The sequence below is a fragment of the Limnohabitans sp. B9-3 genome (genome assembly GCF_002778325.1).
Lineage (GTDB): Bacteria > Pseudomonadota > Gammaproteobacteria > Burkholderiales > Burkholderiaceae_C > Limnohabitans > Limnohabitans kasalickyi.
The window spans coordinates 309,361-334,474 of record NZ_NESI01000002.1 but is presented as its reverse complement, the minus strand read 5'-3'; the positions used below and the strand labels follow the sequence as shown (position 1 = coordinate 334,474).

The window sequence follows — 25,114 nt, the reverse complement described above, 5'->3', positions numbered from 1 at the left end:
TTGGATACACGGGAATGAATCGTCCCGCACGTCGAGGAGGCCATTAGGTAGCAGCCATTGCCAAGCCAAACGGCCTTATGGCTGCGATGCGTCATGTGCGAGACTTCGGGAGGACTGGTGTTCACACCATCGACCCTTGGGCCTTTAACTCACCACCTATGCAAAACCACAAGCCCACCCCCGACAAAGAAGCCATCGCCCTCCTCCCGCCTTTTGATCGACTAGGGCTTGAGCGCATCACACTCGTCAACTCCGGACCCCAAGCCCGTGACGCCCATGACGCCTTGATCGGCGTCCAAGCTTGGGGCTTTGACACGGAGTCCAAACCCACGTTCCGTGTGGGCGAGTCGTCAGACGGGCCGCATGTGTTGCAACTCTCCACACGCGAGCGCGCTTGGGTATTTCAGTTGCACGATCCCGAATGTCGCAAGGTCGCGGCCGACTTGTTGGCACGCGGCGGCATCGCCAAAGCGGGGTTTGGTTTGGGCGATGACCGCAAACGCATCATCCACAAACTGGGCATTGAGCCCCAAGGCATTTTGGAACTCAACACCATCTTTCGCGAACGCGGTTACCGCAAAGACATGGGCGTCAAAGGTGCGGTGGCGGTGCTGTTCAACCAGCGTTTTCAAAAATCCAAAAAAGCAGCCACCAGCAACTGGGCCAATGCGAACTTGAGCGAATCGCAATTGATTTATGCCGCGAACGATGCGTATGCGGCGATTTGTGTTTGGGATGCGTTGCAGCAAAGCGGCGGTTAACGCCCCAACAACGTAGCGTTAATTTCGCCCACATTGGGCACGCCACACAGCTGCATGGTGCGCACCAATTCCGTCTGCAAAATCTCCAAGGCTCGGGCGGCACCGCGTTCACCGTCCGATACCGCGCCAAACAAGGTGGCGCGTCCCAGCAACACCCCATGTGCGCCTAGGGCCAAGGCTTTGACCAGGTCTTGGCCTCGCCGCACGCCGCCATCGACAAACACCGGCACGCGCTGGGCCACGGCTTGCACCACAGCGGGCAGCGCGTCGAGCGTGGCCATGGCGCCGTCGAGCTGACGGCCGCCGTGGTTGGACACCACAATCGCATCACAGCCCATGGCGCAAGCGCGGTCAGCATCATCGGGGTGCATGACACCCTTGAGAATCAAGCGACGGGGCCACGCATCACGCATGCGTTGCAAGGCGTCCCAATCAAAGGCAGGGTCGTAGTTGCGGCCCACCGATGAGGCCATGCTGGAGGCGCTTTTGGCTTGCTCATCCAAGCCAATGAGGTTCTCCATGACGGGCATGCCTTGGCGCAACATCTGCCAGCACCAGGCTGGTTTTTGGGCAAAGTCGATCACGTTTTTGGGTGTGAAGCGAAACGGCACCGAAAAGTGATTGCGGTGGTCACGCTCGCGCTTGCCACCCACGGGAAGGTCCACCGTGATCATCAAGGCCTCGTAGTCGGCCACGCGCGCGCGCTCGACTAAGCGGGCTAAAAACGCTTTGTCTTTCAAGATGTACGCCTGAAACCACAAGCGCCCGGGCGCGGCATTGGCAATACGTTCAATCGAAGCCGTTGCGGTGCTCGAAAGGGTGTACGGAATGCCCAAGGCCGCAGCCGCCTTGGCAATGGCCACATCGGCCCCATGTCGCCCAAAGCCCAAAGCGCCGGTGGGGGCAATGGCCGCGGGCATGGCCATGGACCGACCAAACAGCGCTGTGCTGGTGTGCACCACCGACACATCCTTGAGCACACGCGGCAAAAAGCGGTGCTGCTGAAATGCCAAACGATTGGCCGACAAGGTTTGCTCGTCTTCGGCGCCACCATCAAAGAAATCAAAAATCGCACGCGGCAAGCGGCGCTGTGCCGCAGCGCGCAAGTCGGCAATCGCGTAGGCGGGATTCATCAGTTCAGGTCTGCTTTGACGGCGGCAGCTTTGATGACGCTGTCCCAGCGCTCGTAGTCGCGCTTCAAAAAGGCAGTGAACTCCGCAGGCGTGTCGCCCACGATCACAGCGCCTAGTTTTTCGAGTTGTGCACGCACATCGGGCTTGGCCAAGGCTTTGCTCATGGCATCGTGCAAACGGGCCACCACGGCAGGAGGCGTTTTGGCGGGACCTAACAAGCCCACCCAAGGGGCGGTTTCTTCAAAACCCGCAAAGCCCACCTCACCCATCGTGGGCGCATCGGGGAACTGCGCCAAACGCTTGGCACTGCCCACCGCCAAAATTTGAATGCGCTTGGTGGCCAAGTGGTCAGCCAAGCCAATCACGGGGTAGAACATGAAGTCCACCCGTCCGGCCATCACCTCTAGCAACGCAGGGCCGTTGCCTTTGTAGGGCACATGCAGCATCTTCACCTTCGCGGTGGTGCCCAACAACTCACCGGCCAAGTGCCCAGACCCACCACTGCCCGACGATGCAAAACTCACCGCTTCGGGTTTGGTGCGCGCCTGCTTGAGCAAATCAGGAATCGACTTCAGGGCTGATTCGTTGGCAGCCACAGCGACCAAGGGCAGTGTGGCCGCGTTGGAGATGGGGGTGAAATCGGTCTTGGGGTTGTAGCCCGCTTGCTCGCCCAACAAAATGGGATTCACGTTCATGCCCAGCGACGAGAACAACAAGGTGTAACCATCTCCGGGTGAATTGCGCACTTCACGGGTGGCAATCATCGAACTGGCACCTGCTTTGTTTTCAACCACCACCGATTGCCCCAAAGTGACGGACATGTCTTTGGCCAACACACGGGCGATCACATCGGTCGGGCCACCGGCGCTAAAACCCACCAGCAAGCGGATCGGTTTGGATGGGTAAACATCGGCAGCGTGCGTCCAGCCGCACAGGGCCAACAGAGAAGCGGCAAGTACACGAGAAAGTTTGGTTTGGTTCATGTGAGTCTCTCAGTTTGTCAGTGGATGGATGAGCCGTGATGTCAATGTTTCGGGCCGTCAGGCAATCGCGTGGGTCATGCTGCCCACACCGGTGACTTCTAAACGCAGCTGATCGCCGGGTTGCAAATAGACCGGCGGCTGTCGAAAAGCACCAATGCCTGCGGGCGTGCCGGTGGTGAGGATGTCGCCAGGCTCCAAGGTCATAAACTGCGACACGTAGGCCACCAGCGCTTTCACAGAAAACAACATGTCCGCGGTGTGCCCGTGCTGCATGCGCTCGCCGTTGAGCCAGCACGACACGTCCAGGGCTTGCGGATCGGGCACCTCATCGCGCGTGACCAGCCACGGCCCCATGGGGCAAAAGCTGTCCATGCTTTTGGCGAAGGTGGTTTGCGCGGGCGAGACGTCGAACTGAAATTCGCGCGCACTCACATCGTTGAGCACGGTGTAGCCCGCCACGAAGCTCAAAGCATCTGACTCGTCCACATCGCGCGCGAAGGCGCCAATGACCACGGCCAACTCGGACTCAAAGTCCAATTTGGTCACGCCGTTGGGCCGGACCACGGACGCACCGGGTGCTGCCACGGACGACGGCATTTTGAAAATAATGCGCGGCTTCTCGAACGGTGCCACACCGGTCTCTTTGGCGTGATCGGCGTAGTTACGGCCAACGCCAATGATCTTGCCGGGCCTGGGCACTGGCGCGTAGAGCGTGACAGCGGCAAGCGCTGGCAAATCGGTGATGGCCTGCGCCAAATTCGGATGGGTCGCCTTCGCCACGTACGCTTTCAAAAGCGCGTCGGCTTCGGGGCCAGCGCTCAGCCAGCGCAAAATGCCACCCACAGGTGCCACGGTGCCAGCGGCCAAGTGATGCGCCTCGGCTTGCGCTGACACAGGCAAATTTTCGAGCCAATCGGAGATGTCCAGCACACGGTCGTTCAGCACGACACCGGTGCGTACCCGTGAGTCAGACTGCCGATAGGTGATGAGCTTCATGCCGCCGCCAGGTCAAAGTAACGGGTCGCCATAACCTGGCAGCGCTTGATGTAACGCGGCTCGTCGGGTCGGTAATCGGGCACGGCGTTGTGCAAGGTGCCCAAGTTGTCCCACATCAACACATCGCCCACTTGCCAGCGGTGCTTGTATTGAAACTTGGCTTGCAGTTGGTGGGTGAACAAAAACGCCAACACCTCGTCGCTTTCGGCTTCCGGCAGCTCGTTGATGCGCATCGAATAGCCGGGGTTGGCATACAGCACTTTTTTCCCGGTGATCGGGTGCACCATCACTGCTGGGTGCGACACCGGCGGTTTGGCCGCGCGCTGTGCAGGCGTCAGAGGGCCGCGCGCGCTACCGGGCTTGGCGCGCATCATGTCCCAAAACTTGGCGAAGTCGTGGGTGATGGTTTTGCCTTCCAAGCGTTGCTTCATGGCTTCGGATAAATCGTCGTAAGCGGCGTGCATGCTGACAAACTCGGTGTTGCCCAAAGGCTCGCCGTTGCGGTGCGGAATTTCTAAGCCATACAAGATGTTGGTGAACGCCACCATCTTGCTGTACGACATGTCGGTGTGCCAGTCTTGGCCCGCATCGCTCAAACCCAAAGGCTTGCCGTCAGGGCCCACTTTGTTAGACAAGATCATCACCTCGGGCAAGCCCGGCTCTTGGTAGGCATTGGCCACGTTGATTTCGAGCTGGCCAAAACGCTCCGCAAATTGCTTGAGTTGCAACGACGTCAGCACTTGCTTGGGGTAGCTCAACACGCCATAGCGGCCCAGCGCTTGCTCAAGCTCAACAAACTCAGCGGGCGACACAGGCTGCGACAAATCCAAGCCCTCCACGCGAGCACCCAAAATTTCACCGCTCTGAATAATTTGCATCTTTTCTGTCCTTGTTCAACATCAGTTCACCACGCTGCCATCAGCAGGTCTTGCATCTCTTGGGCAGACGTCACCACGCGTGGGTTGTAGGCCAAACCGCGCTCGTGCAACACATGCTCTGCCACGCCGCGCAAGGAAGCCTGCGCCACCCCCAAATCGCGCAAACGGGTGGGCACACCCGACACACGTTGCAGGTCCAACAACCAGTCCAGAACCGCTGCTGTGGGCGTCGCCGCTTGCGTCGACAAACCCAAGGCTTGCGCCATGTGTTGCATGGCTTCTGGCACAGCGGGCGCGTTAAAACGCAGCGCATGCGGCAAGATGACCGAGTTGGCTTCGCCATGCCCAATGCCACACGTTGCACCCAGCACATGACACAAAGCGTGATGCAGGCAACTGCGCGCACTGGCCAGCACCATGCCCGACAAATGCGCGGCCACCAACATCTCAGACCGTGCCGCCACATCGTGCGGATGTTGCGCCACGGCGCGCATGGCGCGGTCAAAACCGCACAAGCCCGCTACGGCCAAGGCATTGGTCACGGGTGAACGGTTTTTGGAATACAGGCCCTCGATGCAATGCGCCAAGCCGTTCATGGCGGTGGCCTGCATCACCGCCGCAGGCATCTGCAGGTTGGCTTGCGGGTCGATCAAAATGACGCGACTGGCCAACGCGGCATCCCAAAACAACAGCTTGGTGCCGTGCTCGGTGCGAATGCCCAATGAAGGGGTCACCTCTGCACCTGACGCCGTCATGGGGATGGCGACGATGGGCAGTTTTTCGCGCACGAAGTTGGGCGTGATCACCTGCGCAGGCGGGATGAAGCGACTGGCATGCTGGGCCAAGGGCTCGCCTTCGGCCAGCACCAACGCGGTGGCTTTGGCAGAGTCGCACACGCTGCCACCGCCCAAACACACAAATCCATCGGCCTGATGGGCCAGGGCCAACGCGACTAAACGCTGCACGGTTGCAACGGAGGAATGCGCGGGGACGTCTGACACCACCGCCACCTCACAACCCACCAGCAGCGCTTGAAGCTGGGCAAACAAAGGCGTGCCTGACATGCGAGCACTGGTGAGCAAGAGTGGGCGGCGCACTTGCAATTTGCGCAGCTCGTCTGGCAAATCCAGCACCGCATCCGGCCTGCAAACCACGCGGGTGCGTGTGGCTTGGTGTTGAAAGGCTGTCATGAAACTCATATCAAATGAGCTTATCGAGTTTTCAAAAAATACAAACGCGGCCATGTCCCCCGCTCGACAAGCCATGGCCTCAGGCGCGAGGCTTGCGCTGACTCCAAATCAAAACACAGCCGCATACACAGGCCACCACCACCAAGGCCGTGAAGCCCGCGCGGTAGGTGCCAAACAGTGCAGACAACGCCCCAAAGACAGGCGGCCCCACCACCACACCAAAAAAGGTGAACACCAAGGTGCCACCGGTCGCCACGCTGGCCATGCCTTCCGGCGCACGCTTGGCCACTTCGGCCAAGTACACACCGTTCCAGCCAATGGCCGATGCGCCAAAAGCAAGTAACAGAGCGATGACCACAGACTTTGGCGTGTCATGCGACAAGGTGGTGGTGGCCAAAGCCCCCAGCGCCATCATGGCCGCCAAGATGAGCAACATGCGACTGGCCCCCAGCCAACGGTCGGCCACGTAGCCCCACAGAATCCGCCCCGCCATGCCGCCAAATTGCGTGACCGACAAGGCCAAGCCCGCCGCCACCAAACCGTAGGCCAAATCGTCGTGCAAGAACGTGACGAGGTAGGTGGTGAGCGAAAGCTGCACCATCGAAAACATGAACGAGCACGCCGCCATGCTGGCCAAGGCACGGTGGGCCAACACCAAACGAATGGGCTGAATCCAACTGACACCCTGCGTGGTGAGATTGGGTTGCCGGTCCTCGTCGAGTTTGTCACGCAAGATTTGTGAAATGGCAGCGCAACCCACACAAACGCCCGCCACCACCGCCATACAAACTTGCCAAGGCAAACCCAACAACAGCGTGGGCACAATCGCCCCCGCCAGCAAACTGCCCAAAGGCACACCGGTTTGTTTGAGCGAGAACACCAGAGACATTTGGTGCTTGGGCGTGGTGCGGGCCAGCAAGTGCGAACTCGCGGGTGTGATGGGTCCGTAACCCAAACCAATACAAACGGCCCCAAGCGCGACGGTGCCAATCCAAGGCAATGTGCACAGCAACAAGCCCAAGGCACACAACATCAAACCGACTTGACTGATGCGAATGGCACCCAAGCGCTTGACCGCAGCGCCGCCCGTCAAACTCGCCACCATCGCACCGGCGTAAGTGATGGCCACGTAAACACCCACCAAAGCTGGCGAGACTTGAAAGTCTTGGGCGATCACTGGCGCCATGACCGGCAAGGTCAACAGCGCCATGGAGACCATGGCCTGAATGACCAGGGTCAGGGGTAGGGCAAACCAGTTGCTCAATTGGGCTTCACACCGGCTTTGATGAGCAAGTTGCCGAGCGTGTCCATCTCATTTTTCAGATGCGCTCGCAAGGCCTCGGGCCGCGCTTGGTCAGGCGTCACGGCTGAGATACCCATGGCCTCCAAGCGTTGGCGAACTTCAGGGTCAGACACCGACTTTTGCAAAGCCGCGGTCAGCTGATCGAGCACGGGTTTGGGCGTGCCTTTGGGCGCGTACAAGCCGAACGAAATGTTGATGTCCAAGCCCTGCACGCCCGCCTCGCTGATGGCGGGCACATCGGGCAAACCGCTCAAGCGACTCTTGCCTGCGGCCGCATAGGCTTTGATTTTTCCGGCCTTGACCGGGGGCACCGTGCCCGAGGTTTGGTCGCACAGCACATCAACTTGACCGCCCATAAGGTCGGTCAATGCAGGGCCCGTGCCCTTGTAGGGAATGTCGTTCATCTGCACATTCAAAGCGCTCTGCATCATCAAGCCGCACAGGTGGGAGGCCGAGCCCACACCCGCATGGGCGAGGCTGATCTTGGGGCCATTGGCTTTGACGTAGCTCACAAACTCATTCAAGTCTTTGGCCGGAAAGTCGTTGCGCGTGACGATCACCATCGGCCCACTGGTGGCGCGGCCAATCGGCTCAAAGTCATCGACGGGGTGATACGGCAAGTTTTTGAACATCGCCTGATTGGTGGCGTGACTGACATGAATCATCAGCAAGCTGTAGCCATCGGGTTTGGAGCGGGCCACCTTGGCCGTGCCGATGGTGCCCGAGGCGCCCGCGGTGTTCTCGACCACGATTTGCTGACCCAACTGCTTTTGCATGGCGCCCGCAAACACGCGGGTGATGGTGTCACCTGGGCCGCCGGGGGCGTACGGCATCATCATGGTGAGGGTGCGGTTGGGGAAGTCTTGCGCGACCGCGTGCAAACCGGCCAAGGCCAGCGACACAGCAACGAAGGTGCGACGAAGGAATGCGTTCATGAGAGTCTCCAGTTTTTTAAGGGCAGTTTTTGGGGCAATTCTTTGGATGACAGAGAACGATCAAGCGAGCAAACGCTGGCGAATGACCACCGGATCCAACACCTCCAGCGGCAACGCGCCGCCGTTTGGAATGCCCACTTGGGTGGCGTTCAAGAGCATCGACACCATCACATAGGTGCCCGAGAGCACGGTCAAGTCAATCACCGCTTGTTCACCCATGTGGTCCACCGCCTCTTGCCACAGCGCATCGGGCACACGGTGGTTGAGGGACAGTTGCACGCAGTAGTCGTACACCAACCGCTCATCGGGCTGCATGGTGGTGGGTCGGCGGCACTGCTGCAAATCGCGCATCACTGCATCGGACAAGCCTGCTTTGCGGCCAATGATTTCGTGCGCCCACCACTCATATTGCGCGTTCGATATGCGCGCCTGAATCAGGATGGCGAACTCGTTCAGACGTTTGTTGACCGAGGTTTTGAAGCGCAGATAGTCTAAAAAATCAAAGCACCGGCGCGCCATGTCTGGGCTGCGCAGCAAGGCGTTGTAAGGGCCACCGAGCGCGGCACTTGAAATCTTGAGAATGTCGTCGGCAAGGGGCCGCACAGCTTCGGGCAAATCTGCGTAGGCGATCTGGGGCAGGCGTTCGGTCATGGGTTCTCCGGCAAGTCAAGTGGCTATGTTTGGGTGGACGAATTGTGCCCGTCGGCTAGGTGATCGCGGGTCGCTGGTGTCACCGACGCTTGATCTATGGCGCGTGATCTATTGCGCTTGGTGCACGAATGAATAGATACACCATTCAGTTCAAAAACAATACAAAGTAATCATTAATTAAATTAAACATCATGAAATAAGCGTGCTGACTAAAGTCTCAGCTACAACCTAAGTTTCATTGAAAATAAATTTAATGCTTGTAATATCTATTGCTATATATGCAAACTATTGTCCCCCAAGCGCTGCTCATCATCGACGACCATCCTGTCTATCGGGAAGCTTTGGCTGAAATATTGCTTAAACAATTCAGCACGCTTGGCATTGACATCAAAACCGCCAGCAACGCGAACGACGGCATAACACTCGTTGATGCATCAGAGAAAAACTGGGTGATTTTATTGGATGTGCTCATGCCAGGACTCAACGGACTGGCCGGCATCAAGGTGTTCAAACAGAAACACAGTGTGGCGCATGTGGTCTCCATCTCTGGACTGGACACGCAAATTTGGGAGCCTAAGGTGGTTGCGGCTGGGGCTACTTTATTTTTATCAAAAAACTACACATCTTTGAATATTTTTCAAAAACTTAAACCTCTTTTTGAAGATTTCCAGTCCAACAAAGCTCAATCCGTCGCCATTGAAGATCATAAACTCAGACTCACCCAACGCCAGCTTGAGGTGCTGCAATTAATTGCATTGGGTCATCCCAACAAGATCATTGCCGATTACTTAGACATCAAAGAACAAACGGTAAAAATTCATATCAACCAAATTTTCAAAGAGTTGCGGGTGTTCAACAGAACACAAGCCGTTCTAAAAGCTCAAAAACACCAGCTGCTCACCGCTGAAAATGTAGTCAGCAACCACACGCCTTAAGCGAAGCCCCCCATGACCATGCAGCAAACTGCGGAATATGAAGCCGATTTCAACGAACTTGCTGCATTGGAAAAACTGCAATACATGCAGGATTATGCAAAATCAAGCACGATTGCCACCTTATTAGCACCACTCTTGTGCATCCCCTTGTACAAAGACAGCACCCCAGCTGCACTTTTTAATATTTGGTTTGCGGTCATGACAGTCGCTGTCATTGTGCGGTACATACTCATTAGGAGCATCAATCGTACCCGCACAATTGAGACAAACTTCCGGCTTCTCCATCTCGCGACATCCTCTGTGACCTTAGTTTGGGGCTTAGGTTGGTTTGTATTTGTTCCAGATACAGACAGCTTCAATCATTATTTGATGTACGAAATAAGCTGTCTGACGATTCTTTTTGTCGGTATGGTGGGTTACTGTGTCAATTGGAAAACATTTTGCGCGTTCATGATTCCATTGAAGCTGCCAGAGATTGTTTTCTTATTGATGAATTATGAACTCACCGTTTGGCCCATTGCCTTGGGTTCGATGGTCGCTTTTTACCTAGCCTTGAAGATGAGTTTTCTTTTCTCTAAATCCTGGGAAAAGTCTTTTGCGCTTCGGCTGAGAAACGACAAGTTATTTGAACAATTAACCGCTGAAAAAAATGCATCCAATGCGGCCAACGTTGCCAAGTCTGAATTCATTGCGACCGCCAGTCACGATCTACGCCAACCGATGCAGTCGATCAATATCTTTATTGAAATGATCGATGACAACAACCTCAAATCGAATGAAAGCACCATTTTTGCGCGCATGAGAAAGAGTGTTTCGGTATTGAATAGGATGTTTAACACCCTGCTTGATATCAGCAAACTGGACTCCAACTTTGCAATCACACAAACCCAGTTCACGATTCACACCCTGGTCGAAAATTTAAAGAATACCTTCACGGATTTGTGTGTTGAGAAAAAACTTGAATTGCGATTTGATTACAACGATGGTGTTGTTGCAGGCGACGCATACCTGACTGAGCAAATTTTGAGAAATTTGCTTTCAAACGCCATTCAATACACTGAGCGTGGACACATCACCATCACATTCGATGACACGTCTGAAAACTTGGTGTTTCAAGTCGAAGACTCAGGCTGCGGTATACCCACAGAAGATTTGTCTTTGATATTTACGGAGTTTTACCGCTCAGAGCACTCGCGTGCTCAATATGACGGATTAGGTCTGGGCTTGTCGATTGTGAGTCGAATTGTTAAAAAAATTGAAGGCCAGTGTTTGGTGCATTCTGAAGTGGGCAAAGGCACTGTATTCACTATCCATACGCCTTTTACAATTTCAAAAGATCAGGGCAATTCACCACCAACAGCCTTGACCGATCCATCTCAACTCACTTCAAACTTGCCAAATTTTGAGGAAGAGGTAAGACTTTCCGAATCAACTCCGGCCTATCACTTGGGCATTATTGAAAATGATTACTCTTTGAAAGAAGCTTATTTGGAGTATTTCACAAATGCGGGTTACCAAGTTCATTTAATACCGCACAGTGAAGATGCTTTTACCGAGTATCTGGTCGATATGCCCAAGCTCAACTTTATTTTGAGCGACTTTAGACTTGGCACCAAAGATGGAATTTATTTCATACAAAAACTACGCGAAGAGTTTAACGAGGAAATTCCTGCCTGTATTGTGACAGCAGACACCTCGCCTCAACACCTTGAATTATTTAGCCAACATAACATTGATGTACTTTACAAGCCAATCAATATCAAACGCATCGAAGAATTCATTTCCGGCTGCTTAAAAGACAATTGAACGTCTTCCGTTTATTTTTTAGACTTCAAAACCAAGGTGTTGTATAAAACACTGGATTTAATGGCCATGACACTTGCCTCAAGTGCCTTTTGAGCGAGAGACATGGCTTGAATAAATTCAAGCGCCTGGACGGTCAATACGGCACCACCACTTGACCGTCCCCAGACAACGAGTTGTGTACCCAGTTGTTCTTCCCAGTACTTCAGTTCACCCCAGACGTATCTGTAAGAGCGTCCCAGATGCTTGGCGGCTGCGGCAATAGAGCCTTGCACATGCAAACTCTCCAACAAAATCAAAAGCGCATGCTCAATGCGGTTGGAAGTGGGTTGATCCGAAAATTTATATTCAACAGAAACATACATCTTGGAGCCCCTCTTTTTGTAAAGATGCCTCAGTCGTTGGCAATTTCTGCCAGTGGGCGACACACCCGAACAGCAAGGGTTTTGGCTGTCGCTCGCGTTTTGACCGTGCCTTTGCCGACTGGTCCTTCGTAGTCATAAAAAAACTGGGTAATGCCGTTTACCTGAGTCTGGTATGAAAACAAACGATACGTCTGCCCATTGGGGCAACGACCAGAAAATATGAAACTATCGTCGTCGTTACCCAAGAATTTTTTATTTATCATGGTGTTCTCCACCACAGCGTGAACACTTGAAATAAAAGACACATAGGCCAAACAGTAGGCCAAATAAATAACAACCGATTTTAAAAAATTTTCTTTTTTCATAATCACCAAAAATCGCAGGGATAATTCTGTGTATTCTATGAAGTGGGCTTTGATCAAACAATAACAAATACGCTCTAGAACTTAAGCTCTTAGCTATCTCTTAAATCACTTTATAATTAAATATAAATATATTATAAAAAATGAGTTACATAAAAAATCAAAGTTTGAAAATACTACGCATGTAATGAAAAAAATTGCCAAACTACTTTTTTAAAATTTAGCAAATATACAACTGCGCTATATTCAATCAATACTGCTCTCAGGCTGAGTCGGTATGTCATTCATAGGCACAATAGATATTTGGAGTGTCAACTCCACGACCTTCTATTGAAGTGAAAAATCTTTTTCCAAAATAGAAAGGCAATCCCCATACAAAGTCTTGCCCTGTACCACCACCCAAACCAACCAGATAAGGCTGTACAGCCATGTTTGGATAATTTTTAATTAATTCAAATGCATTACCAACTGAAAATTTATAACCATACAATTCTGTATCTACCCCATGCAAAAGAACATCCAATTGTAGGGTTTGTACGGGACAATAGTACGAACTTAAAACTGATGAACACTCCGCCAATGATGCATCATCGAAGTAGATACCATTTGATCCTGAATCAAAATAACTCTGACTGTAACTGCGGCTCTTATATATCGTTGAAAATGTTGCACTCTTAGAATCAAGTGTAATTTTCTTTGCAGAACCGATTTTATTATTTACCTGGGTATTAATACCAAATATTAATTTACCAGAGATTGAACTTTTAGCAACATCCGAAACGGCTGGTAATTCAATGATTGTTCCGTTATTATTTTCTCGAAAATGAGCGACCGGATTTTGGACTTGCTGTGCTTCTGCCAACGCAGTTTTTGAACACTCGTAAAGTGAACACTGATAATAATAGAAGTTGTCTACCAAATTACTACAATGCAAACCGCAATCTGTCATAAAGTTAGAAATCCCTAGAACGCCATTGGCGCCGAGACTTTGTACAGAGTTAAGTACTTGACCTCGAGAAGAACAATCAGACGGCACACTGGAAAATGAAGAATCACCTAAAATTTGGATTGGTATATTCTTAGCCAATTCACCATTTATCTTAATATCTGCCCTTATTAGACCGCCCCACATTACACCGGATACAAACTGTGAACATTCTGCTATATTTTTATCTAAAATTACATCATATTTAAAATCAATATTTACTGATGGCAGGGAAGATGACAACAAGCGAACCCCAGTTGAACCAGTATCTACAAGAACGTTATCTATCTCGTAGCATGTGTCATTATTGGGCACACAAACATTAATTGTTGTAAAAAGCCCGTTAACGTAATCACCAGTCACGCCACGATCAACTTTTATAATTGAATAATTTTTAAGTATATCGCCTTGTGTTTCATATGCATTTTTCCCACCCTCTCGACCACCACAACCATGAATTAAGGTAAAAAATGCAATAACTAACAGCGCCTTTGATAGGAATAAATTATTCATTCGAGCAACCTCAAATCAAACTGGCTGGGTAAGATATTCAAATCATAAGCATAGCCTTTAAAAAAGCGCATACGTCCTTGACTTTTTATCACCAAACTACCCTTCTTCGTAGAAATTACTCTATTGGATAACTGAGGACCGACAAGGATTGGATCATCAAGATATTTTTCTGAGATTAACTTTTTCAAATCAGGCAATACTGGCCCAGACCAAGCTACAGCAAATAGCTGTCCAAGTAAATTTCTGTATTCTCTAATCTGACTCCCAGAAATCTCAGTATATTCTTGCAACACATATCCATTTCCATAATTATTTGTAGTCTTGACAGAGGTAATGACCTTACTAGAGTCATAAAATCTATCTATCGGATCAACTCCTATTGCCGCAAATACGACATTTGAAAATAAATATAAAAAACTTAAAATGAGAAATTTTAGATAAACTGAAAATACTCCTCTTCCAAAAACAAAATTACTAAGCAGGTAATTCATAATTCGGGAAATCAATACTTATAGTGGAGCGTCTTTTGTTCTGACACGTTGTTACAGCAATACCTCCTAATCCTTTGGGTGCTATTACATCAAGCGATGCACCACTAATTTTAGATTTTTTTAATCCTAAAACAACATTATTAGCATGAATAATTTTAGCCCCTGAGTGAGGGTAAATATTAGTTACTGCAATATCTTGATTCACGTTAGAAAATCTTAGATTTAAGGTGTATCTATTTTCAGAAGCATACTCCGATGTTTGGAAATTATAGTGAATATTTATTCCTGAAGGGAACTTACTTTCACTTACTTTAGCCGTTTTATGCCAATCCCTTTGGTTCAGATCCGATGAAATTACCGCCGCCACTTGAATGTCTTGATTAATCCAATTGAGAGGTTCACCAGGGCAGGCTTCTGCATAATTTACCAGCTTTTGATAAGGATAAAAAAAGCCTAATAAAACTGCACAAATGCCCACAAGTGAGATAGCCATTAGAAAACTTTTCTTCATGATTAAAAAGGCCTATCCTGAGATAGGCCTACTTTAAATTAGATTACAAAGTTTGAAGCACTGGCGCTTGCCATAATGTCAAAGTATTGCCACACGCATTTCCTGAAGAAGGAAAAACTGCTGGATCAGCGACTTGTAAGACGATAGAATAAGTCACACCCTGTGTTACATTCCAGCGTCCTGCTGCGCCATCCCAGTTATAAAGCGGCACAGATTTTCCAGTGCTACCGTTGCGAATCTTTACGAAAACAGTACCGTCAGGATAGGCTAGATTTGCACCATTTAAAGTTTTTACACCCATCGTTCCAGTATATGTACTTGTAAATGTGAAGCGTTTCGTCCAACCTAAGCCATTAGAGTTTGATGTCGCACTAGAGCCGCGAAGCTTTTTATTTAGACAGAATTCTCCGCCAGTCGCTGTAAGCTTTTGGACATCCGCATTAATAGGAGTCGTAGGAGACAATGTTTTGTACAAAACCTCTAAGTCATCAGCTCCTCCAGAGGTAGAGGCATTGATTGCAGCATCTAATGACACCGAAGGATCGAGGACTCCAAGGGGATGGACTGTTTTAATATTTGCCGGCAGAGCTGTTGAGAGAACTGCATCTCTTGAAGCAGCACCACCGCTATTGGTGATGAATTTATCTAAGAAATTAAATACTGTTGCAGATTCATGACCTGTTTTTAAACTAGTAGTAGCCTTCCAAAAGGAGGTGAATCCATATTGATTTCCCAGTTTATATAACAAATAAGCGACTGAATTTTCTGCGTAGAAGCCGTTAGCAGTTCCTGATGGAGGAGGCTGCAATAAGTCTTGAACACCGCCTTCGCTCTGCTTTAAGCCCGAAGAATCTGTGTAATATTGCGACCCCGAAAGTAAGCCACCAATAGCTGTACCGAAGCCCTCACCATAAGCCAGTGATGCGTCTTTGAATTCGTTGCTACCGTGGGAACCACCAGGATTGTCTGAATACGATGCTGCAAATTGCAAATAATGACCAAACTCATGACCGATAACACCTCGGTCAAATTCATCTGTATCAACATCGGCTTTGCCTAAAATGAAAACACCGGGGTAATCACCTGAATCAGAAAAATGAGATGTTCCAATTTTTCCAGCTGTCTTATCACCATCACCCGCAGTATTCTCAGGACTCCAATAAATATTGAGATCAGGCAAAGTTACATTTGGATCTGCGGCTTTTATACCAGCAACGGCGTTGTAGACGACATCCAAGATAGCAAATGGGGCTGATTCACGTGCGGTTAATGCATTCCCTGAAGCATCAAAACCCAACTGAGCGGTGAAATTTTGAAAATCAGTTGTGCCCGAAGATGTAATTATTCCGCTTGTCAAAGCATAAAACGGCTTTGCAGCACCTGTTGCGGTATTGTTTCTCAACATAAAGTTGTATTGGGCACCAGTGGTAACCCCTGTTGCTCTTGTTTCGGCAATTTGTGCAATGACTTGCACCTTGACTTGCGAAGATGCTGGTACACCAGAAAACGTATATGAGCCACTTGCATCAGTTGCAGTCGTTCCCAACACTGCATCATTGTTTCCAACATCTAGTAATTTAACCACCACCCCACGAACAGGAAAAGTTGTGACAGATGCGTAATTTAAAGCGGCACTTGAATTCGAGCTCCCAGGTTTTTGGGCGTTCACAATACCTGTAATAATTCCACCACCACTGGGCAACAAAGCCAAAGCTTGATGCCGAATACCCATTGGATTTACGCTAGCAGTTCGGCCGGTGAGTGATGAACCATAAACAGGCCTGATACCGGCGAGGCGAACTTGTCGAAGATTGGCTAGTAAGGAGGCATCCACGACATCAATATTTTGTGAATAAACCGACTTGCCTGAATCTACAACCTTCAATTCGTATCTGCCAACAGCCTGACCTGGGCAGTCAACCTGTATTTCAGTCTGACCGCTGTCTTCGTTTTCGTTGTCGTAGGCGACTAAATCATGCGTCAAACATGCTTGACCATTGAACGTCACCTTTAACCCCATCTGAAGATTGGTTCCGTAAAGAGTCATTGTTTTGGTCTTGTTAGCAGCAATTTGTGTTTCCACACCTTCCTGGTCTAAGGACTCAGACAAGTCCACACCATCCACAACAGCATCGGTTTCAGCAACTGCAATCAGTGCGTCCTTAGCAGTTTCAACTACTGTGCTATCTCCACTACAGCCACTCAAAATTAAGCCAGCAATTAAACTGATGGCGTGTATCGATTTTCTGATGACGTTCATTTTTAGCTCCTCTTTTTTTGTAAATGTTATAAATCTCCTAATTAATTTAACATCTCTAGGATGTCCAATTCACAAAAATCTTTCCAAACTGCCTCATCTAGAACCAATTAACTATGTGGGATTACGATTGATATCAAGAAATATATTAAATTAATTTAATACTTTATAGTTTATAAATTAATAATTGGCTAATTTTTCATAAAGCCAGACACCCGAAAACTTGGACACAAGGTACGTTGCTTGCAGGCGATTTAGCGCTCATAAGCACAACGAAAACCAACATAAACCACATACAGATCAGCCGGTTTGAAGGCCTGCACGTCGGCCTTCATGTTGTGAGCGCCGTACCACCAAGAGCCGCCCACCGTGCGCCGTTCGCGACCCTGTGGATCGTTTGGCGGGTTGTCTGAGGTCCACTCCCACACATTGGCGCCCATGTCATACAAACCATTCACGCCTTGGCGCGTGACTCCCGCAGGCGCAGCGCGTGGCCATGGGTCGACGTCGCTGGTGTTGGCACCTTGAGGGCTGTCGCCAGTGGTCCATGGGTAGGTGCGGCCCTTGACCCAAGGGCTGGGTGGCGTCTCGCGCATTTCGGTAAAACCTGCCTTTTGCCACTCTGCCCCCGTGGGTAAACGCCCACCCACCCAGCGGCAATACGCCTGCGCCTCTGCAAAGGTCACATGCACCACGGGGTGGTCGGCACTCGTGGGATGACCATCGGGTTGACGCCATGTCCAGCCGGGACGGCGCTCCCACCCTGCCACGTATTCAAAACCACCGCCTTCTTTCTCTGCTCGGGTGACGGCCCCGGTCACACGCACATAGCGTTCGAATTGACCGATGGTGACTTCGGTGCGGTCTATCGCAAAACCTGGCAACGCCACACGCTCGCCCACTTGGGCATGTGCGGCCACGACAAAGGCTGCGCTGGCCAACCCAAGAAGCCTCTTGGAAGTGCTGTGAAAGTTCGTCATTTCAAAAACAGTTCTGCCTGCGCACCGTCAGGCAACGGGTACCCATCGACATTCAGTGACATGCACACCAAGGTGTAGTAGCTCATGGTGGCCATCAAATCCACCACGCCACGTTCGCCAAATTGGCTGACGGCAGATGCATACGTCGTATCGCTGACCTTCTTGTCGCGCAGCAATTCGCTGCAGAACTGATGTACCGCCTTGACCTCTGGCTGCAAACCATCAGGCACGGACTCCCCCGTGGCGATGGCTTGAATCAAGGCGGGCGACAGACCCGCGTCTTCAGCGATTCGACGATGCGCCCACCAAACAAACTGCGCCGTCCAGTCGCTAGCAACTAACAAAATTGCCAGCTCGTTCAAAGCCAAAGGCAGCGACGAGTTGAAGCGGGTTTGCGCGCCAAACTGCTGTGCCAATTGACCCACTTCAGGGCTGCGCAGCAGCACGTTGTAAGGGCCTTGCATGGAACCGCGTTTGCCATCTAAAACGGCACGCGTCATGGCTTGCTGCTCAGGCGTCATCACGTCCCAAGTCAAGGGCTGGAAGCGGTTGCCCCGCATCTCGAACTCAGGGGGGACTTGCCTATTTTCTAAAAAGGTGTCTGACATGGGTCGCAATCACTGTGGCGTTTAAACGGGCTTGTCGCCTTTTAAGGTGATGCGCTGCAAAACGCGACGAAAGCCGTGGTAGTCGTTGATGGGGTTGTGTTGCGCACAGCGGTTGTCCCAAAACGTGAGGGTGTCAGGCTCCCAAGCCCAGCGGCAGGTGAACTCTGGCTTGACTTGGTGCTGAAACAAAAAGTTCAACAAGGGGGTGCTTTCTTGCTCCGTCAAACCCTCGATGCCGGCTGTGTGTGCGATGTTCACGTACAAGGCTTTGCGACCTGTTTCTGGGTGGGTGCGCACCACCGGATGTTTGCTGCTGAAGTCTTTAGGAGCCGACGCTTTGCCATCGCTTTTAAGGCGGTCTTCGCGCGTCTTCGACACATCGGCTTTAGCCGATGTGCTGATGCCTTGCAGACCGTGCAGGAGGCGCTGCATGGTGTCCGACAAAGCGTCATACGCCGCGTACTGGCTGGCAAACAAGGTGTCGCCACCGTAGGGCGGTATCTCTTTGGCCAGCAACATGGAGCCCATGGGCGGTTCGTCAAGGTAGGTGGTGTCGGAATGCCACACGCCGCCGAAATTCACGGTTTCGTGCTCGAGTTTTTTCACCTCAATGATCTGTGGAAAGCCGTCCAAGCCTTTGACAAACGGGTACTCCACGGGCTCGCCCATGGCGTTGGCAAAAGCCATGAACTGCGTGGGACTCAGCGCTTGGTGGCGAAGAAAGATGACCTCGTTTTTTAAAAATACATCACGAATTTCTGCCGCCAAATCAGTCGAAATAGCTTGCGTCAAATCGACGCCGGAAATCTCGGCACCCAATGCCCCTGCGATACGTCGAACTTGCATGTCAGTTGTTCCTTTGGCTCGCCATCAGTCAGCGGTTGCGCCTGAACTCTTCACCACGGCCGCCCACGTTTTGATGTCAGCGTGCAGCATGGCCTGAAACTCTTGCGGCGTGGACTCAAAGGGCTCAGCCCCGAGTGCCGCGAATTTGTCGAGCAGGTCTTTGTCCTCCATCACTTTTTTCACGTCGGCATTGATTTGCCTGACGATGGCAACAGGCGTGCCCTTGGAAGCAAACAGCCCAAACCATGGGTTGATCACAAAAGTCGGATAACCCGACTCGGCAATCGTGGGAATGTCTTTGAACGCCGCAGCGCGCTTGGAGCCCGTGACCGCCAAGCCTTTGACCGTGCCACTGCGAATGTGTTGAGCCACCGAGGGCATGCTGGTGAACACCACTTGGATCTGACCGGAAATCAAATCAGTCAAAGCCGGTGCAGCACCTTTGTAAGGCACATGCTGCATCTTGGCGCCGCTGGCCGTGTTGAACATTTCACCCAACAAATGGTTGACCGAGCCATTGCCCGCAGAGCCAAAGGAAATCGGCTTGCCCGCCGAATAACTCACCAGCCCTTTGAGGTTGGTCACCGGCACAGCGGCATTGACCACCGCGACAAAAGGCACGTTGGCCAAGGTGGCGACGGCCACAAAGTCTGCTTCTGGGTCAAACGGCAGCTTGCTGTAGATGCTGGGGTTGATGGCGTGCGAGCCCACATACGACATCAACAAGGTGTAGCCATCGCCCGGTGCTTTGGCCACCACATCCATGCCAATGTTGCCGCCCGCCCCTGCACGGTTTTCAATCACCACCGCTTGGCCCCATTTTTCAGACAGCTTTTGTCCGACCATGCGGGCCAGTGCATCGGACGCGCCGCCGGGTGTTTGGGGCACAACGATGCGGACGGGTTTGGTGGGGAAAGTTGATGGCGCCGTTTGCGCCAGCGCTGACTGAGCGCCCAACACAGCCAAAACAAAACCCAACACACAGGGCACTCGCAGGCGTTTCTCAAGGCGAAAACTAAAAGTCATGCAGGGTCTCTCGTGGTTTAAAAGTTAGGAAATTTTGGCACGTCAAGGGCATCACGCAAGTCTTTCACATGACAGCCAAACGGCACTTCGCCGCCCAAGATAATGCTCACATGCAACTTGCCCGCCACCCACTTCTGAAAGCGCTTTTTTCAAAAGCGCCCGCATTGGGACCATTCAGTTTTTGGCTGTCATTGCCCCAGCTCATCACCTGGGGCAGCGTGTTCTACACCTTCTCGTTGCTGATGACGCCGCTAGAAGCTGAACTGGGTATGAGCCGCGCCGAGTCGTCCTTGGCCTTCAGTTTGGCGCTGCTGGCCGAGGGGCTGATGGCTTACCAAGTAGGGCGTTGGATCGATGCGGGCCACGAACGCGCAGTGATGACCTTGGGCTCGGTGTGGGTCGGGCTAGGTTTGCTAGGCCACAGCTGGGTGCAATCGGTCGGTGCGTTTTATGCCGCGTGGATTTGGTTGGGCTTGGGGCTGGCCGCCACCTTGTACAGCCCCGCCTTTGCCGTGGTGACGCGGCGCTTTCCGCTGGACTTTCGCCGCGCCATCATCACCCTGACTTTTTTAGGTGGACTGGCCAGCACTGTGTTTATTCCGCTCACCAGCTGGTGGATTGCGCTGTGGGGTTGGCGTCAAGCCTTGTGGTCGTTGGCGGCATTGCAATTTTTGGTGTGTGCACCTTTGCATGCAATGCTTTTGCGCGGCGCAGCGCCCAAGCGAGTGTCACTCGAACACGCAGACCATTCCCAAACGCGGCCCGTGTCGGTACGGGCGCATCTGCGGCAATCGCCGTTTTGGTTGCTGGCCGCTTTCATGCTGTTGATGATGGGTGTCACCTCGGCCCTGCCCGCACACATGATTGCGCTGCTGCAAGAAGCGGGCTTGTCACCCGCTTGGGTGATTGCCATTCCGGCGGCTATTGGTGTCATACAAGTGGTGGGCCGCCTGCTGCTGTGGATGTTCGAGCGCCATTGGGACGTGCACACCGCCAACCGCTGGATACCGGCCCTCATTCCGATGGGCCTGTTAGCCTTGTTGATTGGCGGCCTCAACCCCGGCGCGGCCTTGGTGTTTGTGGTGCTCTTCGGTCTGGGCAATGGCATGAACACCATCGTCAAAGGCACGGCCATGGCCCAGTACGTGAGCCGCGACCATGTGGGCCAACTCAACGGTCTGCTGGGCATGCCCATCGCCCTCGCCCGCGCTGCGGCACCACTGGTGATGGGCTTGCTGTGGTCGCCGCAACAAGGCTATGCGCTGGCTTTGCAATGCCTTTTTGCACTGGGCGTGCTCAGCACAGGCGCGTTGTGGTTGGCGCAGCGCAGGGCCTTGCGTTAGCCCGCACAACGCGCAGGGTGCGCCACCTAAAATTAAGCTTGGTTACAAGCTCGGTGTTCGAGCCCGGCCTCAACTCAAACCCCACCATGTCAGCACCCACGGGCCACAGCGCCGCCACACACTCTGAACACGCCAGCTCGGTGCTGGCGTTTGCCAACGCCTTGTGGCGCGTGCGCCGGCCCAAGCCCTTCGTGTTGGTGATTGAAGGTGAAGTCGGCCAGGAAAGTGCTGAGCCCAGCGACTACCTGCACGACAAACTGCTCTTGCCCGAATGGCGCGAAGCCTTTTACAAGCTAGTCGATGCCACCGGCTTGGTTGTCTGCCTGAATTCGCACACCCAACACCCCACCTACCGCGACGTGCGCGGGCGCTCTAGCAAAGGGCGGCTCAGTCAAGGCGAGTACTACCACCACGACGGCTGCACGGGCCCTGTCAAGCCGCGCTTTGTAGAAATTCGCTGCCCCATCCAGCCGCAAACACGCGGCGTGGCCACCGCTGTGGCACCGCACCGCGACGTGGTCAAAGCCATGGTGCAAGTGCTGCCCGCTGAGTTGGCCGCCACGACAGCATTGGCCACGCAAGACATGAGCCCCGAAGCCTTGGACCAGATGGACGACGCCGCGCTCGACCACTTGCAAGGCCTCATCACCCGCACCGTGCGCAAAAAGCTCAACGCCGAAGGCGCACGCAGTTACTTCCGCCAAGTCGATGCCGCCGCCAATGCCTACTTTGAACCGTGGGCCTTGGGCGAAAGTCGCTTCATTGCCAACGCCAACAGCCGACTCACCATGCAACACCGCCGCGCCTACCAAGCCCCCCACACAGGCGGCGTGGCCAATGGTCACTTGGTCAAGCGCTGGACCAATGAAGAGCTGCTGCTACCTGGTCAAGTGGTGGACCAAGCTTTGATTGCGGCGCTTTGTAGTGAAGAAGGTGATGACGTGGATGGGGAGCGGGCTGAGGGGTGTTACCTGGGAGCGCATTGAATTGACAGACCTTTTACAGACGAGGCCCAAGGGTCTTCACCGAAGGGCTTGAGGAAGTTGGCGTGCAAGAATGTTTTTGAATAAATTAATAGGTTTGCACACCGCATGTTTCGCAACGCAGTCATCACCGGCGCCTGTGGGGGCTTGGGTCAGGCCCTAGCTCGCCAACTGATCGACTCGGGCGCTCACGTGGCGCTGGTTGGCCTGAACCTCTCCGCACTTCAAGCACTGGCTGCGCTCGCGCCAGAGCGCACGCGCATTTACACCCCGGATGTCTCCAACGCCGCCGCCATGCAGGCCATGGCCAGCGAATGGCTTGCACAACACGGCACACCCGATTTGGTGATCGCCAACGCCGGGGTGGCTGGCGGCTTTGAAACCGCAGACGCCACTGACTTGGCCGTGATGCGCCGCATGCTCGAGATCAACCTGCTGGGCGTGGCAACCACCTTTCAACCTTTTCTGCAAGCCATGCTCGACCGCCAACAAGCCGGTGCGCTGGTGGGTGTGGCCAGCATCGCGGGCTGGCGGGGCATGCCCGGCAATGGCGCGTATTGCGCCAGCAAGGCCGGGCTGATCGCCTATTTGCAAAGCCTGCGTGCCGAGCTGCGCCCTACCCGCCTGAGCGTGCACACCATCAGCCCCGGCTATTTGCGCACGGCGCTCACAGCGGGCAACAGCTTTGCCATGCCTGGATTAATGGAGCCCGAAGCCGCTGCCCGCGCCTTGCTGCAAGGCGTAGCCGGGGGCCGTGAGCACATTGTTTTGCCCCGCCGCATCGGCTGGCTGTCGCGCGCTTTGTCGCTGTTGCCCGCCCGTTGGCACGACCGCATTTTGCTGGGCCAGCCGCGCAAACCGCGTGCGGGCCAGGCGGGTGCCACCCCCATTCCAGGACTACAAAGCGCAACAGAAATGTCGTCACCCAACGCATCGCCCAAACCATGAACACCCCAACGCCATCCAGTCACGAACAAATCGCGCTCATCGGCGCAGGCCCCGCGGGCCTGGCCGGTGCGCGGGCGCTCAGCCGCAACGGCGTGCCGTTTCAGGGTTTTGAAGCTCACTCCGATGTGGGCGGCCTGTGGAACAACACCAACCCCCGCTCCACGGTGTATGAGTCGGCGCACCTGATCTCCAGCAAGCGCATGACCGAGTTCAGCGAATTCCCGATGGCCGACGACGTGGCCGATTACCCCAGCCACCGAGAGCTGCTGCTGTATTTCAAAGCCTATGCCGCGCACTTTGACCTGTTGCGGCATTACCGCTTTGGCGTGCGGGTGGTCCGGGCAGAGCCGCTGAGCGACGCGCCCGACAGCTTGTGGCGCGTGACGATCGACCCCGGTAACGGCCAACTGGAGAGCGCCGATTACAAAGGTGTGGTCATCGCCAACGGCACCCTGGCCGAGCCCAACATGCCCGCCTTTGAAGGCCATTTCAGCGGCGAGCTGCTGCACACCTCGGCCTACAAGCAGGCCACGCAGTTCCAGGGCAAGCGCGTGCTGATCGTGGGTGCGGGCAACTCCGGCTGCGACATCGCGGTGGACGCGGTGCACCATGCACAAAGCGTGGACATCTCGGTGCGCCGGGGTTATTACTTCGTGCCCAAATATGTGTTCGGCAAACCCGCCGACACCGTGGGCGGCAAGATCAAACTGCCCATGCGCCTGAAGCAGGCCATCGACAGCACCATCTTGAAATGGTTCACGGGTGATCCGGTGCGCTTTGGCTTTCCGCAACCCGCCTACAAGATGTACGAGTCACACCCCGTGGTCAACTCGCTGATCCTCTACCACATCGGCCATGGCGACGTGAAGGTACAGCCCGACATTGCGCGTCTGGATGGCCGCACCGTGTACTTCAAAGATGGCAGCCAAAAAGACTACGACATGCTCATGGCCGCCACCGGCTACAAGCTGCACTACCCCTTCATCGACAACGCTTTGCTCAACTGGCAGGGCATGGCCCCTCGGCTGTACCTCAACATGCTGTCGCCGCGCTTCAACCGACTGGCGGTGCTGGGCATGGTCGAGGCCAGCGGTTTGGGTTGGCAAGGCCGCTACGAACAGGCCGAAATGGTGGCCCGCTACTTCAAGGGCTTGGACAGCGGCACACCCGCCGCGCTGGCGCTCGACCAGGCCCGACAAGGTCCCTCGCCCGATGTGTCAGGCGGCTACCAATACCTGCAACTCGAACGCATGGCCTATTACGTGAACAAAGACGCCTACCGCGCTGCCGTGCGCGAGGCCTCGGCCGCGCTGACCTGACCCACAGCC

General features: G+C 53.4%; 25 protein-coding genes. 7 read left to right on the top strand and 18 right to left on the bottom strand.

The annotated features are described in order from the left end of the window. The first annotated feature begins 158 nt into the window (after positions 1-158). On the top strand, positions 159-761 hold the full coding sequence (locus tag B9Z42_RS04435) for a 3'-5' exonuclease (RefSeq protein WP_100132129.1): 603 nt from the start codon (positions 159-161) through the stop codon (positions 759-761). Here the strand turns inward: B9Z42_RS04435 and B9Z42_RS04430 are convergent. The 8 genes from B9Z42_RS04430 to B9Z42_RS04395 all read right to left on the bottom strand — a co-directional run bounded on the left by B9Z42_RS04430 (position 758) and on the right by B9Z42_RS04395 (position 8,830). Beyond that, positions 758-1,894, bottom strand: coding sequence for an alpha-hydroxy acid oxidase (locus B9Z42_RS04430; RefSeq protein WP_100132128.1), 1,137 nt, complete (start codon positions 1,892-1,894; stop codon positions 758-760). The two genes, B9Z42_RS04435 and B9Z42_RS04430, sit on opposite strands and share 4 nt — an antisense overlap. Next, the gene (locus B9Z42_RS04425) at positions 1,894-2,877 is read right to left on the bottom strand and encodes a tripartite tricarboxylate transporter substrate binding protein (protein ID WP_100132127.1); all 984 of its coding nucleotides are present in this window, start codon (positions 2,875-2,877) and stop codon (positions 1,894-1,896) included. Before B9Z42_RS04425 ends, B9Z42_RS04430 begins: the two co-directional genes overlap by 1 nt. 57 nt (positions 2,878-2,934) lie before the next feature. Further along, positions 2,935-3,873 (bottom strand): fumarylacetoacetate hydrolase family protein, encoded by a 939-nt coding sequence (locus B9Z42_RS04420; protein ID WP_100132126.1) that lies wholly within the window; start codon positions 3,871-3,873, stop codon positions 2,935-2,937. Further along, a complete protein-coding gene (locus tag B9Z42_RS04415) occupies positions 3,870-4,751 on the bottom strand; it encodes a TauD/TfdA family dioxygenase (RefSeq protein ID WP_100132125.1) in 882 nt (293 codons plus the stop codon). The genes B9Z42_RS04420 and B9Z42_RS04415 overlap by 4 nt, the downstream gene beginning before the upstream one ends. Before the next feature lie 26 nt (positions 4,752-4,777). Then, positions 4,778-5,941: an iron-containing alcohol dehydrogenase family protein gene (locus B9Z42_RS04410; protein ID WP_158235898.1), complete on the bottom strand. Its 1,164-nt coding sequence runs from the start codon at positions 5,939-5,941 to the stop codon at positions 4,778-4,780. A 79-nt stretch (positions 5,942-6,020) separates the two neighbouring features. After that, positions 6,021-7,205 carry an MFS transporter gene (locus B9Z42_RS04405; protein WP_233203521.1) on the bottom strand — a complete coding sequence of 395 codons (1,185 nt, stop codon included), beginning with the start codon at positions 7,203-7,205 and terminating at the stop codon, positions 6,021-6,023. Then, positions 7,202-8,179, bottom strand: a complete 978-nt coding sequence (locus tag B9Z42_RS04400) for a tripartite tricarboxylate transporter substrate binding protein (protein ID WP_100132123.1) — start codon at positions 8,177-8,179, stop codon at positions 7,202-7,204. The genes B9Z42_RS04405 and B9Z42_RS04400 overlap by 4 nt, the downstream gene beginning before the upstream one ends. Before the next feature lie 60 nt (positions 8,180-8,239). Then, positions 8,240-8,830 carry a carboxymuconolactone decarboxylase family protein gene (locus B9Z42_RS04395; RefSeq protein ID WP_100132122.1) on the bottom strand — a complete coding sequence of 197 codons (591 nt, stop codon included), beginning with the start codon at positions 8,828-8,830 and terminating at the stop codon, positions 8,240-8,242. A gap of 278 nt (positions 8,831-9,108) precedes the next feature. Here B9Z42_RS04395 and B9Z42_RS04390 point away from each other — a divergent pair, with 278 nt between their 5' ends. Continuing rightward, positions 9,109-9,765 carry a response regulator transcription factor gene (locus B9Z42_RS04390; RefSeq protein WP_100132121.1) on the top strand — a complete coding sequence of 219 codons (657 nt, stop codon included), beginning with the start codon at positions 9,109-9,111 and terminating at the stop codon, positions 9,763-9,765. A 12-nt stretch (positions 9,766-9,777) separates the two neighbouring features. Next, complete coding sequence (locus tag B9Z42_RS04385) at positions 9,778-11,571, top strand: hybrid sensor histidine kinase/response regulator (RefSeq protein ID WP_100132120.1); 1,794 nt, start codon at positions 9,778-9,780, stop codon at positions 11,569-11,571. Positions 11,572-11,582: 11 nt separating this feature from the next. On the opposite strand, the gene B9Z42_RS04380 is transcribed toward B9Z42_RS04385, so the two are convergent. The 10 genes from B9Z42_RS04380 to B9Z42_RS04340 all read right to left on the bottom strand — a co-directional run bounded on the left by B9Z42_RS04380 (position 11,583) and on the right by B9Z42_RS04340 (position 20,512). Continuing rightward, positions 11,583-11,933: a LysR family transcriptional regulator gene (locus B9Z42_RS04380; RefSeq protein ID WP_100132119.1), complete on the bottom strand. Its 351-nt coding sequence runs from the start codon at positions 11,931-11,933 to the stop codon at positions 11,583-11,585. A 29-nt stretch (positions 11,934-11,962) separates the two neighbouring features. After that, positions 11,963-12,355 carry a hypothetical protein gene (locus B9Z42_RS04375; RefSeq protein ID WP_100132118.1) on the bottom strand — a complete coding sequence of 131 codons (393 nt, stop codon included), beginning with the start codon at positions 12,353-12,355 and terminating at the stop codon, positions 11,963-11,965. A gap of 220 nt (positions 12,356-12,575) precedes the next feature. Next, entirely contained in the window at positions 12,576-13,793 is a 1,218-nt protein-coding gene (locus B9Z42_RS04370) for a DUF3443 family protein (protein WP_100132117.1), read from the bottom strand. Next, positions 13,790-14,284, bottom strand: a complete 495-nt coding sequence (locus tag B9Z42_RS04365) for a DUF2844 domain-containing protein (RefSeq protein ID WP_100132116.1) — start codon at positions 14,282-14,284, stop codon at positions 13,790-13,792. The genes B9Z42_RS04370 and B9Z42_RS04365 overlap by 4 nt, the downstream gene beginning before the upstream one ends. Beyond that, on the bottom strand, positions 14,268-14,795 hold the full coding sequence (locus tag B9Z42_RS16100; protein WP_143474034.1) for a hypothetical protein: 528 nt from the start codon (positions 14,793-14,795) through the stop codon (positions 14,268-14,270). The genes B9Z42_RS04365 and B9Z42_RS16100 overlap by 17 nt, the downstream gene beginning before the upstream one ends. Before the next feature lie 43 nt (positions 14,796-14,838). After that, complete coding sequence (locus tag B9Z42_RS16095; RefSeq protein ID WP_143474033.1) at positions 14,839-17,055, bottom strand: hypothetical protein; 2,217 nt, start codon at positions 17,053-17,055, stop codon at positions 14,839-14,841. Positions 17,056-17,306: 251 nt separating this feature from the next. Beyond that, positions 17,307-18,032 (bottom strand): formylglycine-generating enzyme family protein, encoded by a 726-nt coding sequence (locus tag B9Z42_RS04355; protein WP_100132114.1) that lies wholly within the window; start codon positions 18,030-18,032, stop codon positions 17,307-17,309. Next, on the bottom strand, positions 18,029-18,640 hold the full coding sequence (locus tag B9Z42_RS04350; protein ID WP_143474032.1) for a carboxymuconolactone decarboxylase family protein: 612 nt from the start codon (positions 18,638-18,640) through the stop codon (positions 18,029-18,031). Before B9Z42_RS04350 ends, B9Z42_RS04355 begins: the two co-directional genes overlap by 4 nt. Positions 18,641-18,661: 21 nt before the next feature. Continuing rightward, positions 18,662-19,486 (bottom strand): TauD/TfdA family dioxygenase, encoded by an 825-nt coding sequence (locus B9Z42_RS04345; RefSeq protein ID WP_100132112.1) that lies wholly within the window; start codon positions 19,484-19,486, stop codon positions 18,662-18,664. Between the two features lie 24 nt (positions 19,487-19,510). Next, positions 19,511-20,512, bottom strand: a complete 1,002-nt coding sequence (locus B9Z42_RS04340; protein WP_100132111.1) for a tripartite tricarboxylate transporter substrate binding protein — start codon at positions 20,510-20,512, stop codon at positions 19,511-19,513. A 110-nt stretch (positions 20,513-20,622) separates the two neighbouring features. On the opposite strand from B9Z42_RS04340, the gene B9Z42_RS04335 reads away from it, so the two are divergent. The 4 genes from B9Z42_RS04335 (at position 20,623) to B9Z42_RS04320 (ending at position 25,105) form a co-directional block, all read left to right on the top strand. After that, positions 20,623-21,855: an MFS transporter gene (locus tag B9Z42_RS04335; RefSeq protein WP_100132289.1), complete on the top strand. Its 1,233-nt coding sequence runs from the start codon at positions 20,623-20,625 to the stop codon at positions 21,853-21,855. Between the two features lie 86 nt (positions 21,856-21,941). After that, positions 21,942-22,841: a hypothetical protein gene (locus tag B9Z42_RS04330; protein WP_100132288.1), complete on the top strand. Its 900-nt coding sequence runs from the start codon at positions 21,942-21,944 to the stop codon at positions 22,839-22,841. A 105-nt stretch (positions 22,842-22,946) separates the two neighbouring features. After that, on the top strand, positions 22,947-23,786 hold the full coding sequence (locus tag B9Z42_RS04325) for an SDR family oxidoreductase (RefSeq protein WP_100132110.1): 840 nt from the start codon (positions 22,947-22,949) through the stop codon (positions 23,784-23,786). Then, entirely contained in the window at positions 23,783-25,105 is a 1,323-nt protein-coding gene (locus B9Z42_RS04320; protein WP_100132109.1) for an NAD(P)/FAD-dependent oxidoreductase, read from the top strand. The genes B9Z42_RS04325 and B9Z42_RS04320 overlap by 4 nt, the downstream gene beginning before the upstream one ends. Positions 25,106-25,114 lie beyond the last annotated feature (9 nt).